General features: G+C 37.5%; 14 protein-coding genes. 1 reads left to right on the top strand and 13 read right to left on the bottom strand.

Features of this window, described 5'->3' with window-relative positions:
- Positions 1–123: 123 nt before the first annotated feature.
- Positions 124–456 (bottom strand): DUF3397 domain-containing protein, encoded by a 333-nt coding sequence (locus tag CP355_RS01395; RefSeq protein ID WP_087175783.1) that lies wholly within the window; start codon positions 454–456, stop codon positions 124–126.
- 93 nt (positions 457–549) lie between these two features.
- Between CP355_RS01395 and CP355_RS01390 the strand changes: the two genes are divergently transcribed.
- Positions 550–684 carry a DUF4044 domain-containing protein gene (locus CP355_RS01390; RefSeq protein ID WP_081776546.1) on the top strand — a complete coding sequence of 45 codons (135 nt, stop codon included), beginning with the start codon at positions 550–552 and terminating at the stop codon, positions 682–684.
- 39 nt (positions 685–723) lie between these two features.
- Here the strand turns inward: CP355_RS01390 and mreD are convergent, their stop codons facing one another.
- The 12 genes from mreD to CP355_RS01330 all read right to left on the bottom strand — a co-directional run.
- Positions 724–1,263, bottom strand: coding sequence for a rod shape-determining protein MreD (gene mreD, locus CP355_RS01385; protein ID WP_098043733.1), 540 nt, complete (start codon positions 1,261–1,263; stop codon positions 724–726).
- Positions 1,263–2,114 carry a rod shape-determining protein MreC gene (mreC, locus tag CP355_RS01380; RefSeq protein ID WP_087175782.1) on the bottom strand — a complete coding sequence of 284 codons (852 nt, stop codon included), beginning with the start codon at positions 2,112–2,114 and terminating at the stop codon, positions 1,263–1,265. Before mreC ends, mreD begins: the two co-directional genes overlap by 1 nt.
- 45 nt (positions 2,115–2,159) lie before the next feature.
- Positions 2,160–3,164 (bottom strand): rod shape-determining protein, encoded by a 1,005-nt coding sequence (locus CP355_RS01375; RefSeq protein WP_025005061.1) that lies wholly within the window; start codon positions 3,162–3,164, stop codon positions 2,160–2,162.
- A gap of 95 nt (positions 3,165–3,259) precedes the next feature.
- Complete coding sequence (locus CP355_RS01370; protein WP_098043732.1) at positions 3,260–3,883, bottom strand: RadC family protein; 624 nt, start codon at positions 3,881–3,883, stop codon at positions 3,260–3,262.
- A 39-nt stretch (positions 3,884–3,922) separates the two neighbouring features.
- On the bottom strand, positions 3,923–4,600 hold the full coding sequence (locus CP355_RS01365) for an HAD family phosphatase (RefSeq protein WP_087175780.1): 678 nt from the start codon (positions 4,598–4,600) through the stop codon (positions 3,923–3,925).
- A complete protein-coding gene (locus CP355_RS01360) occupies positions 4,590–5,864 on the bottom strand; it encodes a folylpolyglutamate synthase/dihydrofolate synthase family protein (protein WP_087235783.1) in 1,275 nt (424 codons plus the stop codon). The genes CP355_RS01365 and CP355_RS01360 overlap by 11 nt, the downstream gene beginning before the upstream one ends.
- Positions 5,865–8,504: a valine--tRNA ligase gene (locus tag CP355_RS01355; protein WP_087175778.1), complete on the bottom strand. Its 2,640-nt coding sequence runs from the start codon at positions 8,502–8,504 to the stop codon at positions 5,865–5,867.
- A gap of 299 nt (positions 8,505–8,803) precedes the next feature.
- On the bottom strand, positions 8,804–9,892 hold the full coding sequence (locus CP355_RS01350; RefSeq protein ID WP_098043731.1) for a glycerophosphodiester phosphodiesterase: 1,089 nt from the start codon (positions 9,890–9,892) through the stop codon (positions 8,804–8,806).
- A 116-nt stretch (positions 9,893–10,008) separates the two neighbouring features.
- The gene (locus tag CP355_RS01345) at positions 10,009–11,892 is read right to left on the bottom strand and encodes a flavocytochrome c (RefSeq protein ID WP_098043730.1); all 1,884 of its coding nucleotides are present in this window, start codon (positions 11,890–11,892) and stop codon (positions 10,009–10,011) included.
- Positions 11,893–12,058: 166 nt separating this feature from the next.
- Positions 12,059–13,105 (bottom strand): hypothetical protein, encoded by a 1,047-nt coding sequence (locus CP355_RS01340; RefSeq protein WP_098043729.1) that lies wholly within the window; start codon positions 13,103–13,105, stop codon positions 12,059–12,061.
- Positions 13,106–13,183: 78 nt separating this feature from the next.
- Entirely contained in the window at positions 13,184–13,420 is a 237-nt protein-coding gene (locus tag CP355_RS01335) for a hypothetical protein (protein WP_158227536.1), read from the bottom strand.
- A 230-nt stretch (positions 13,421–13,650) separates the two neighbouring features.
- Positions 13,651–14,010: RNA-guided endonuclease TnpB family protein (locus tag CP355_RS01330; RefSeq protein ID WP_143468920.1), on the bottom strand; the 360-nt coding region annotated here is incomplete at its 5' end.

Raw genomic sequence — 14,010 nt, 5'->3', positions numbered from 1 at the left:
ACATATTTTTATGCTTATTTATCTTTTTATTTTATAAAATTTAAAAAAGCTGCAAAATATTATAATTTTGCGGCTTTTGCATATACAAATAATTTTTATTTTATTAAAAAATTAGTAACTAAATTAATAAGCAAACATTAAAATTAACGAACCAAGATACCAAAAACAACTGCAAGCAGCTAAATAATCCCATAACTTGCGAATCGTTTTACCTAATGAAATATTTTTATTTTTAATTGCATCGTTTAAAGACACAATAACAACTAAGATAAAATAAAATAAAAATCCATATGGTAAAAAAGAAGGCAAGTTAGCATGTGTAGTGGCTAAATTGCATGCGGCAAACAAGAAAAAAGGCAAAACATCATAGCCTCTAAACTGAGCATGTGGGAAAATTTTATTAATTAAAAAAGCTGCTACCAAACCGATAACTGGTATTAAGAAAATAAAAAGCATAAAAGATCCTCCATCCTTTTTATTCTAAACTACAATTCATTTGAAAAAAACTATTAATAAGCATAAAATATTGTTCAAGTAGGAGGGCTTTTTATGGCACGAAAAAAGAAGAAGAAATCTGGTTTTCAAAAATTGACAATTGTAATGGCTTGGTTAATGGCAGTTATTACATTAGCCGCAGTTGTTGCTGGTGCTGTCGGTGCAATGGCCGGAGCAGGAATGTTTTAAAAAAGAGACGAGAAAAATTTTTCTCGTCTCTTTTTATTTTTATACACGATAAGCATTTAAATCAATTAAGAACGGATAATCTTGTGCTAGGTTACCCCAAATCCAGTATAAACAAGCGAAGAATCCTGCCGTCCATCCTTGATTCACTAATAGACTCATTAATAAGCCATGAATCGACGTCGTAGCTATTCCTATCATGTTAAAGATCAGCCAACTATATGCTACAAAAATTGTCGTTCCTAATAAAACTACAATTAGTCTTGCCCAAAATATTTCTGGTAAAAAGCGAGCAATTTTTTGACAAATCCAACAGCTGAGGGGTAAGAAAACTGCATAAACTCCAATAAGGCCATAAAAGTAAATGTCAGCAACTATTCCCGTGCCTAAGGCCAGCCAAATTTCATTTTCATTGGTGTCATCAAAAAGTCCAATCAGCATTACACTAATCGGTAAAATTAGACTAGCGGCACCAAAACTTCCATAATCCATAAATTGATGCAAATAAAATGAACAAACACCATCTACAACAATGGCAACAAAAAGTCCAATTGCTAAAACCCATTTACGAAAAATAGACATTAGTTAGCCACCTGTCTTTCAATAACTGTAACAACTGACGGATCGCTAATATCACCTGCTGGTTTAATTCTAATTTGATCAGATAAACCAAATGAATCACGGGTAGTCTGAGTAACAGTACCAATTAAAAGTCCTTTAGGCGAATTACCACCCATACCACTCGTGTAAACTCTAGTGCCGGCCTTTAACTTGCGGCCATCAACTACCTGAGTAAAGGCTAATTGGTTATTAGCTGTAACAGTAATGATCCCGTGAACGGTCTTGCCATTAGCAACATCTGCTTGAACAGAAAAACGGTTAGCCGATTCATCTGTAGTAGTGATCAATTCGACTTTTGAAGAAGCGGCATTAGCTTCAACAATTCGTCCAATAACTCCACCACCACACATTACAGCCATATTCTTCTTAATACCTGAAGAACTACCTTTATTAATTGTAAGTAGATCTGACCAGGTATCTGGAGCACGAGAAATAACTGAAGCATTGATCAAAGTATAACCACTTAAAGTATCTTTCAAATTCAATGCTGCTTTTAACTGCCGATTTTCTTTCTCTAAGCTGGCATTACGGACCTTAGTTTGACCTAAATTAGTAATTTGGCGCTTCAGATGGTTATTCTCATCTTGTGCATTTAAAATCTCATGTGCATTATTCAAACCACCAGAAATAAAACCTACCGGAACATCAATAATTCTAGATCCTAAGGCTACAATATCATTTCCTAAGCTTTGAACAAGCAATGGAGCATTACGTTTATTACGTAAACTAACACTCCCACCTAAAACGGCAAAAATGACAATAATTACAATAAATGTTGATAATAACTTTTTATTTTGTAGAAATTTTTTCATTAAGAATTGATCCTAAAGAAAAACCGGCCATAGCCGGCTTTTTTATTATTTGCGACTTCTACGCATTACTTCAATATTCTTGAGTGATTCACCAGTACCAATTGCCACACAATCAAGTGGATCTTGTGCAATAAATACTGGAACCTTAGTTGCTTCAGAAATTACTTCTGGCAAGTTCTTAAGCAATGCACCACCACCGGTTAAAACGATACCGTGGTCGATAACATCGGCAGCAATTTCAGGAGAGGTTTGTTCTAAAGTTTCCTTAATTGCAACGATGATGTCTTGAACAACATCTTGAATAGCCTTAGCGATATCTTCAGCGTTGATATCAATTGACTTTGGCAAACCAGTAACCAAATCACGACCACGAATATTCATAGCTTCAATTTCCTTAGCTTTTTCAATTGAAGCAGAACCTACTTGAATCTTAATATCTTCAGCAGTTCTTTCACCAATCAATAAGTTAAAGTTGGAGTGAATGTAATTAATAATTGCATTGTTAAACTTATCTCCAGCTTGACGAATTGAAGTTGATGAAACAATACCACCTAATGAAATAGTAGCAACATCAGTAGTACCACCACCGATATCAACAACCATTGAACCAGTAGGATCCATAACTGGAAGGCCTGCACCAATAGCTGCAGCAAATGGTTCTTCAATCACGAAAGCTTCGCGAGCACCAGCTACTCTAGCTGCATCAATTACAGCACGCTTTTCAACTTCAGTAACACCTGAAGGAACACAAATCATTACTGAAGGCTTAGAATTGCCAACAGTCTTTTCCATAAAGTACTTAAGCATAGCAGCAGTAGTGTCGTAATCAGCAATAACCCCATCCTTCATTGGACGGATAGCTACAATACTACCTGGGGTTCTACCAATCATTTCCTTGGCTTCTGAACCAACTGCGATTACTTCACCTGTATGTGTATTCTTTGCTACTACAGAAGGTTCTCTTAAAACAATTCCTTTACCCTCCATGTAAACAAGTGTATTGGCTGTACCTAAATCGATACCAATATTCTTTGTACCTAATCCAAACACAAAAATCTCTCCTTAATTGTTGCGGTCTCTAAATCTTGAATAATTATAGCATACTATAACTTTAAAGGTGATTTTCACGCAAATTTTAAAGAAGTTTAAAACAATTCTTTTTCACGCATGCTCAAATATTGTCCTTGTCCCACAATAAAATGGTCTAAAAGATCAATTTTCATCATTTTTGCCGCCCGATATAGATCTTTAGTTAATTCAAAGTCGTTGGAAGACGGCATTAATTTACCACTAGGATGATTATGAGCAATAAAAATCCCCGAACAGTCATAGATTACGGCCCAGCGAAAAATTTCTCGCGGATGTGCGACTGATTTATTTAACGTGCCTTGAAAAACCTTTTTCTCAGCTACAATTCGATTTCCATTATCGACATATAATGCCCAAAGCTCTTCTTGCTTGTGACCTACTAATTTATCAGCTAAATATGTCCCAACTTCAACACTTGAGGTTAAAACAGGTTTGCGTTTAGATGACGCCATTCGCAGGCGATCCATTACCTCTTCAGCCGTAATCGCCAAATTGCTGGGGCAACTTGAACCTGTTATGAATTGAACTATATCATCGAAGGAATTAAAATCTCTTTTTCTTAAAAAAGACTCTAACTCTTCAAAAGTTCTAATTCCTTTATCCTTGAACTGCTCAAATAACTTAGCTAGTAATTCTAGGTCTGTATTTACAAAGTAATGATTTGAGTTTATTTCTATCATAAAAATTTCTCCCTTCATTACTTAATACGCAAAAAAGAGCTAAATTTTTTTAAGAAAATCAAAAAAGTTTTGACAAATCATTATAGCATTCTGTTTGTCTTGGTCAGTCGGAGCCATTAGATCTGGCACCATTACACATTTTAAGCCTGCATTTTTCGCAGCTTGGACACCAGTTGATGAATCTTCAAAAACCAAAATATTTTCTTTTGCTAGATTCATTTTTTTAGTAGCTGCTAAATAAATATCTGGTGCCGGTTTAGCTTTAATGTGTCCCTTTTGCACATCTAAATAACTTAAATGAAAATCAAAATAATTTCTAATCCCTGTTGCCCACAAAAAATGTTGCAACACATCTTCGTAGTTGCTTGAAGCAATTGCCATTTTCAAGCCACGATTTTTAAATTCATCTAATGCTTCTTGAACACCAGGACGTAACTTTAATTTTCCTTCATCGGTCCACTGCCAAACCAAATCATCGGTTCTTTTAATAAATCGGTCACGATCAGCATCAGTTTTGAAATATTTATGATAAAAATCCTGCATTTCTTTAACAGTTGCACCAGTTAACTTTAAATATGCATCCCTAGGCGTCCCAAGTTTTTCTTCTTCTGCAGCTTGGATATTAGCCTTCCAATACAATTCTTCAGAATTAACCAATAGACCATCCATATCAAAGATAATGCCTTGAATATCATCGTTTATCCCTTTAACCTGCATTGCCTTTTCCTTTCCAATTTAAAATTGCACTTACTAAATAAAACGATCCGGTCACCAGCAGAATATCGCTGGCATTCATCTTCTCTTTTAATTTAGCAAAGCCTTCCCGATAATCTCCTTCATAATTATATCGTCTTTGGACATCAATGGGAAAATCATTTTCTTTAGCAACACGAGGATAATCTAATGTTGTTAATAACACTTGATCATCTTGGTTAAATAAATTAAAAACTTGCTCTAAGTCTTTATCTTTCATCATAGTCACTAAAGCATAAACATGGCTATGCCGTTTTTTTGCTTCGGCATGAATTACTTCCAGCAAATTGGACATTGCTTGAATATTATGAGCTCCATCCAAAATGATTAATGGTTCTTTTTGCAAAATATGATAACGTCCAGGAATCTGAGTTTGATCAATTGCAGCTGCTATCTCTTGATTATCTAGCTTCAATTTAAGAAGTAAAAAGGTCTTAACGGCTACAGCAATATCATAGGCCTCTACCTGCGGACGAAAATCAAAAGAAATACTGCGTTTATCATCTGTATACTTCAACGCTCCATTTTGCGTTGTAATTGCAAAATCATGCTTTAATCGGAAAAGTGGTGCATGCTCTACATCTGCCTTTTTCACCAAAATAGGCAGAACATCATCAGGAACATTCCCTAATACTACTGGACGATTTTTCTTGATAATGCCACTCTTTTCTCGCGCAATATCTTGAATTGTCGGTCCAATAATCTTCTCATGATCTAATCCTACCGTAGTAATGATGCTTGCCTCTGGGACAATCACATTAGTTTTATCATGCTCGCCGCCAATTCCGACTTCAATCACGGCATAATCACAATGCTCTTGTTCAAAATAAACAAAGGCCATCGCAACTTCATACTCAAATGTAACTAACGAAAATTCTTTATCTTCTTGCTTAATTTCTTCAAAGGCAGCTTGAACCTTATTAGCCACATTAACTAAATCTTCATCGCTTATATCTTGATTATTTAATTGAATTCGTTCATTAAATTGATAAACATAAGGTGAGACAAAAAGGCCAGTCTTTTGACCGGCCTTTTTTAATAGATTTGCTAAGTAGTATGATGTTGAACCTTTACCGTTGGTCCCCGTAATATGAATCGTTTTTACCTGATCCTGCGGATTACCTAATTGCTGGAGCAACTTCTTGATAAAATATAAATCATTCTTAGGATGCAAATGAGGCAATGAATATAAATAATGGATTACCTCTTCAGCATTGGTAAATTTCAATTATTTACTCTCTTTCAAATCTTGAATTCGTTCACGAACACCAGCCAATTGGCTTTCGTAATCTGCTTTCTTTTCCTTTTCCTTGTTTACAACAGCTTCTGGAGCATGGTCAACAAAGCCCTTGTTTGCAAGTTTCTTTTCGGCACGTTGAACCTCGTCTTCAAGACGCTTTTCTTCTTTTTCCATCTTAGCCAATTCGTCATCAACGTTAACTAATTCAGTTAATGGAACAAAGATTTGTGCACCTGGAATAACGGCTGTCTTAGCAAGTTTTGGAGCTTCGATTTCTGCAGCTACAGTTAATTCCTTTGGATGTAAGAAGTTCTCAACGTAGTCAGCATTTTCATCCAAAACATGCTTGTTAGCTTCATCATCTAATTGAATCATAATATCAATTTGGCTAGACATTGGAGCATTAACTTCCATGCGGATGTTACGTACAGCCTTAATAATTTCAATTAAGAAGGCCATGTCACTATCTGCTTGCTTGTTTTCAAATTCTTTATGAGTAGTTGGGTATTCAGCTACCATAATTGACTTGCCTTCATGAGGCATTGAAAGCCAAAGCTTTTCAGTAACAAATGGCATAATTGGGTGCATCAAACGTAAGATTTGATCAAGAATCCAAATTAAGTTTTCTTGCTTTCTTGCCTTTAATTCTTCATCGTCACCATTCAAAGCAACCTTAGAAATTTCGATGTACCAGTCACAGAAGTCATTCCAGATAAAGTTGTAAGCTTCACGGCCTGCTTCACCAAATTGATATTCATCAAATAAACGAGTTACTTCACTAACAGTGTGGTTCAAACGATCGAAGATCCATCTATCTGACAAGTCAAACTTGCTTACATCTGGCATGTGTGCAGGCTTAGCATCAGCAGGCAAGTTCATAATTACGAAACGGCTTGCGTTCCAAATCTTGTTAATGAAGTTCCAAGCTGCTGACAACTTCTTAGGATCGTAACGAGTATCTTGACCAGGAGCAGTACCGTTAAGAAGGAACCAACGAAGAGCGTCAGCACCATACTTGTCTACTACGTCCATTGGGTCAACACCATTACCAAGTGACTTACTCATCTTGCGTCCTTGTTCGTCACGCATTAAACCGTGCAAAACAACATCGTTAAATGGACGCTTGCCAGTGAAGTGAAGACTTTGGAACATCATTCTTGATACCCAGAAGAAGATGATGTCGTAACCAGTTACTAACGCATTAGTTGGGAAGTAACGCTTGAAGTCTTCTGAATTAGTATCAGGCCAGCCAAGAGTTGAGAATGGCCATAATGCACTTGAGAACCAAGTATCAAGTACGTCTGGATCTTGCTCCCAGTTTTCGATATCCTTAGGAGCTTCTTCACCTACGTAAGTTTCGCCAGTCTTCTTGTTGTACCAAGCTGGAATACGGTGACCCCACCATAATTGACGTGAAATACACCAATCATGAACATCTTCCATCCAGTGGTCCAAAGTACCTTCGAAACGATCTGGAACAAAGTTTACCTTGCCATCAGTCTTTTGGTTTTCAAGAACCTTGTCAGCAAGTGGCTTCATCTTAACGAACCATTGCTTTGAAAGACGTGGTTCAACTTGAACGCCTGAACGTTCTGAGTGACCTACTGAGTGAACGATTGGTTCAACCTTAATTAAGTAGCCTTCTTCTTTAAGGTCCTTAACTAAAGCTTCACGACAGTCAAAACGATCCATGCCAGCGTACTTGCCGCATTCTTCATTCATAGTACCATCGTCGTTCATAACGTTGATTCTCTTCAAATTATGACGGTTACCTACTTGGAAGTCGTTAGGGTCATGGGCTGGAGTGATCTTAACTAAACCAGTACCGAATTCTGGATCTACGTGTTGGTCTTCGATAATTGGAATATGACGACCAACAAGTGGTAATACTAATTCCTTACCAACGATATCTTTGTATCTTTCATCCCCTGGTGCAACCGCAACAGCAGTATCACCAAACATGGTTTCAGGACGAGTAGTAGCAATTTCTACATAGCCTGAGCCATCTGCGAATGGATACTTAACATGGTAAAAGGCACCCTTGTCATCCTTGTGAATAACTTCGATATCACTCAAAGCAGTTTGAAGTGCTGGGTCCCAGTTAATGATGTATTCACCACGGTAAATAAGACCTTCTTTGTAAAGTTGGACGAAGACCTTCTTAACTGCCTTTGAAAGACCCTTGTCTAAAGTAAATCTTTCTCTTGAGTAGTCAAGTGAAAGACCCATCTTAGCCCATTGGCCCTTGATAATTGAAGCATATTCGTCTTTCCAGTCCCAAACTTGCTTAACAAAAGCTTCACGACCCATTTGGTGACGATCTTTGCCTTGCTTGCGAAGCTTAGCTTCAACCTTAGCCTGGGTAGCAATACCGGCATGGTCCATACCTGGAAGGTAAAGAGTGTCGTAGCCTTGCATACGCTTGAAACGAATTAAAGTATCTTGAATTGCGGTATCCCATGCGTGACCTAAGTGTAATTTACCAGTTACGTTTGGTGGTGGGATAACAATTGAATATGGGTGAGCTTTCTTGTCACCGGATGGCTTGAATAAATCTTCATCAAGCCAAGTTTGATATCTGCCTTTTTCAACCTCATTAGGGTTGTATTTAGGTGCTAAATCTGTCATTAAAAATCCTCCAATAAAAAAAGTCCTAGACAATGTTGTCTAGGACGATTTACTAACCGCGGTACCACCTATGGTTAAGTACAAAAATGTACTTCTCTTATAAGCGATAACGGCGCTGAAGTGTCCGGATTAACCTACTTAATTTCAATTAATCAGCTAATCAAGCTACTAATCAACTTCTGGCCTCTCAGCTGTTTGGCTTTTCTCTGTAAATAAAGTCGATACCTCTTGATTCTTGCTTTGGTTACGATTATAACATGAATTTATTTTAGAAAAAAGAGATAGATGTATTGTATGCATCACTTAATCCACTGATTGCCACCTAAATTATAAACACGTTTGCCATGATATTTAGCTATAGCAAAGTAGTTCCAATGGCTGTGGGCACGCAAGGTTTTGCCGGCTGACTTTTTAAACGAAAGATCTGTCCAAACCGGTGTTGCTTTGTCAACTTTAACCAAACCTACTTGCGCACGAGGAGCTGAAGACTCATGGTGAAACAGATTTTTCTCACTCACCCACATGTTGGGTTGAACATGATACCACAATTGATTATTTACCAACTTAACTTGGTCAGCCTGCACTTGATTACCATTCTTTAACTTAAGATTAGCAGCAAGCTTTTCAGTCGGAAAAATTATCGATTGATAGTGAATGCGAAAATGATTATTCTCTTGCAGAATTTTGGCTAAACGAATCGGGAAATCAGTCAATAAACCGGTAACGCCCTTATCAGGATTTAAAAATTTATACATTTGCTTACTACTGTTTACGCCCCATAGCATGTATTTCTTGTTTTTATCACGTAAATAATTGGCAGCGTCACTAGTATAAAAACTAGCAGCAAAATCCTGACTGCGTCTGATCGCTTTATATGAGCCGGCTAATTGCGTGCGCGGAATTTCGGGTGCTAAGCAAGCTAGCTTACTGAGTGCTGAATCAGAAAATGATTCAAATAAAACCCGCTTTTGCAAATGATACTTATTAACTATTCTTTTGGCATCTTCCCCATTGCCTTTTGGCTCTAGCATAAACTTCACTTGCGGGTTATTTTGATAGCGTTGAAAAACCTCTTCGAGTGAATGAATGCTTTCCCCGCTTTGATTACGATAATTAGTTAACTTCTTAAAAGTATTTTTTTCAATTGATTGATCCACGCCAAAAACGCGACTCAAGTTGTTATCATGACTAACGACTAAAACATGGTCGGCACTTTCTTGCAAATCCAATTCTAAATAATCAACTTGTGCGCAAACGGCACGATCATATGCTGCAAAGCTGTGTTCAGCGTATTTCCCCTGCTCGTTATCGCCGCGGTGAGCGATGTTCATGAACCCACAAGTGAATGGAAATATTGCTAGAAATATTAATGTGATGAGCTTTTTCATTGATCTATCCCTTCTGCGTTTCATCTTCTTTATTTTACACAAAATTTGATTTTTAAACGCAAAAAGAGCAAGAATCAAATCTCACTCTTTTAGTTTTGATATTATTTCTTTCTCAATTAATTCTGTGAAGCTCCAGAAGTAGCGTCTGACTCCGTTGGCATATCTTCATAAGCAGTATTAGCAGCGATGCGGCCGAAGGTAAAGATATCAGCCAATGAGTTACCACCCAAACGGTTACCTGCGTGAATACCACCAGCATTTTCACCAGCTGAGTACAAGCCATCAATGATCTTGCCGTCTTTGTTAAGAACATGAGCCTTAGTATCGATAACCAAGCCACCCATAGTATGGTGAATTGCAGGCTTACGAGGGGTTGCGTAGAATGGAGCAACTTCACATTTCAAGCCCAATACATTCTTATGGAATTCTGGATCTTTTCCTGCATCAACATATGAGTTGTACTTCTTAATAGTTTCAACTAAGACATCTGGATCCATCCCAATTTGCTTAGCCAAACCTTCCAAAGTATCATCTCTAAACAAAGTACCAGCTTTAACTTGAGCATCAAGTGATTCTTGAGTAGTATTATAGGCTGTTTCCTTAATCTTATCATCAGCAATTTGATAGATTAATCCACCATTAGCAATGACTGCCTTAGCTAACACATCCCGTTCCGCAAATTCGTTAACGAAACGTTTACCATCCTTATTAACCATAATGTAGTTTGCCGGAGGAGTAACAACACCAGTGAATAATTCACCAGTTTTTGGATCAGCTACTGGCATCAATTGGATAAAGCCCATACCGAACAGGTCGGCACCAGCTTCAAGACCCAAGTTAATCCCGTCACCAGTAATTGATGGTGAGTTAGTTGTAGCAATATCATCATCAATCTTTTGCCAATAAGTATTGTACTTTTGGACCATCTTAGTGTTGGCACCAAAACCACCGGCAGTTAAGATGACAGCCTTTGAGTGAACAGTCAACTTGCTGCCATCGGCGCGGGTAGCAACTATACCGCGAACCTTGCCATCTTCGATGATTAATTTTTCAGCACGAGTTTCAAGATATGGATCAACACCGTGGTCTCTTACCCAGTCACCTAAAATATGGATGTAAGCATAACCCATCGGTTCAACTGGTTTGTGACCACGACGCCATAAACCACCAACTGGTTCAGTTACATCACTATTGTCGAACTTAACGCCTAAATCAGCTAACCATTTAACTGAGTTCAATGCATTTGTTACTAATTCATGAACTAAAGCATACTTACCGTGAATTTCATTTCCTTTAAGGTCAGTTCTCTTACCACCCAAGTAAGTTTGGATTTCGTGAAGTAAAGTTGAATCAAATAAGTAATCTGCACCTGAATCAACGTATTCTTTAATTTGCTTTTGTAATTCCTTAAAGTCATCTTGATATTCAGGATCAATTTGATCAATTGGAGTTGCAGCTAATTCCTTCAAAGTATCCTTTTCACCTGGAAGTGCCTTAAAATTCTTTTGCCAGTCAGGTTCGGCAGCGTTCATTGGACCACCGGCACGACTAGTATTACCACCAATTTGTGGGTACTTTTCTAAAATAGCAACTTTTTCACCATGTTGGATTGAGCGAACTGCAGCAGCCAAACCGGCACCACCAGCACCGACAACTGCTACGTCGACTGTTATTTCTTCATCTGTTGCTTTGGCAGCTACCGGCTTATTACGCTTCTTCCATTCTGCAGCATCCCCACCAGCTTCAGTAATTGCTTGTGCGATTCCATCTACAACGCCGTGACTTGAAATAGTTGCACCACTAACAGCATCAACATTTAAAGTTTGATTATCAACAATTTGCTTGGGCAAGCGGTTGAAGACTTCATCGGCAACGCCTTTAGTTTCGCCGGATGAATCAATTTCAATATTTTTGATCTTATCATCTTCGATAGTAACAGCCATTGGCATTGATTCTGAACCATGACCTTGTGCGCGTACTTGATATTTACCGTTCTTCATTATTTAACTTCCGCCTTTCTTTTTCTCTATATATTTAGAATAGCGTTTTCATGGCTCATAAATCAAATACTTATTTAACAATTGAAAAATAACAAAGTTGTTATTACGGTGAATTAAAAAGACCTATGTACTAAAATTTCAATAGTACATAGATTCTGTTAATCGTTTATCTTAAGCTAATTTTTCTTTGTTTTACAAAAATACCATACACAATCAGTGCGATCCAACCCAAAATACTGATCACTAGCAATACTTTAAACCAAATCGGCGTCATAAACTGCAAACTAGCGGCATTCTTGCCTTTCCTTGCTTTGATAATTGGCTGCGTAATAGTATTTTGCTTCATCTTAGTTTGGACCTCCCCATTCAAAGTTAAGCGAGATTGATGATACATCACAATTGGCAAAGTTTTCATCTTTGCTTTTTTACTATGCCAAGTAAGGATCAGCTTACTGCCTTGAACTTGGTAATGATAATGCTTAGCTTGATTCGAAATCCTCTTTTGATATGTCGCATTTGAAGCATGCTTAGTATATGGCATATAATCTGGCTCAGTATGGTTAATGGCCTCAAAGAGCTGATCATTATTGGTATAACGCAAAATGTGTTGCAACTTTTTGCGGTGTTTCGTAATTTTGCTGTAAGTTTGAATAATTACTACGTGATGTGGATCCAAGAATTCTAATGCTCTAGTTCTATTAGTCGTATAATTAGCAGCAAAGTTTTGAGCAAATGCTGAAACTAATCCAATAATCACCAACATGTTAACTAACTTGATATTTTTCTTCATCAAATTAGTCATTGAAATTCCTATTTCCAGTAAAAGCAATGGCCATGCACCCACTGTTAATCGGTAAGGAAACTGCAGTGAAGAAGTTAACTTAGGAAAAACTGCTTGGATCTTAGCCCATGGCATCAGATACGATGAAATCAACAAGATGAATAATCCAACAAAGGTAGTCAACGTATTAACAACCGATTCTCGCAAATGCGTCAATACATAGATCAGTTGAAAGACAAGAAGTAAAATCAGCGAGAATAAAAGAAACCCATGAATATTAGTGAATTTCTTATACTTGATGACATGATAATACAAGTTATATCTATTGGGCATTGAAATCTTATTATTCCAAAATAAGACTAACAACGCGCCCCAGATATTAGCTGTTAATACCAGCGTTGTGCCAACTGCCTTGAAGAAATCAATAATCATCTGCTTCTTTTCAGCAGTTTTAACTAGAGCATAAATGGCAAAAGGGACAAAGGTACAAGCTATGAAAATAGTCAATAGCTAGTGTACTTGAGCAATCAATGCCATGATTAAAGCTAAACTCAACCAATGAATTGGTCGTTTTTTATCTTCAATCATATAAAGTACTTGCATCATAGCATACGGAGCAAGTGCTGCACTCCACGCCATAAAGTTGAAACGCAGAATTCCCGCAACAATCCCAAATTGCAAATACAATATAGCAAGTAAAATGGCGATAACTTCATTGACCTTTGCCTTCAAAGCCAATCGATACATTCCAATTCCGGCGATTAAAAATACGATAAAAATTACTAGAATCTGGAAAGTCAACTACCCTAGACTGAAGTCTAGGGCTTAGTGGCTCGTTAGCTTACGCTAACCAGAACACCAACTTGCTTAGATACGGACTTGACTTACCAGCAATAGTCTTTTGACTATTGCCGATAGAGGTCGTCTATTTACCAAAGCCTTTTAAGTCCGCGAATTGCTAGCGGACTGCAGCCTTTCTAGGCTGCTTTTTTTATTTTAGGATTTTGCCACTTGCCTAATCCTTTTTCTAAGATGTTCACTGCCGCATTCCAATCACGAATATGGTGCGTTCGACAGATTGGACAAGTCCATTCCCGATCCTTAAGGGTTAATTTCTTATAGCTATTTTGTCCCATAATACTGCCACATTGATGGCATCTTTGGGTGGTGTACTTAGGATCAATTGTTAGAAATTCTTTGCCATATAGATCTGCCTTATAAGCCAGCATGTTCAGGAAACTACGCCAACCAACATCAGAAATGGCTTGAGACAAGGCATGATTCTTTAACAGATTTCTGCTTCTTAGTTCCTCGGCAACTACTAAATCGTGGTTTTT

The organism is Lactobacillus sp. UMNPBX4, assembly GCF_002554115.1.
GTDB classification, from domain to species: domain Bacteria; phylum Bacillota; class Bacilli; order Lactobacillales; family Lactobacillaceae; genus Lactobacillus; species Lactobacillus gallinarum.
This window is presented reverse-complemented; position numbering and strand designations above follow the sequence as displayed.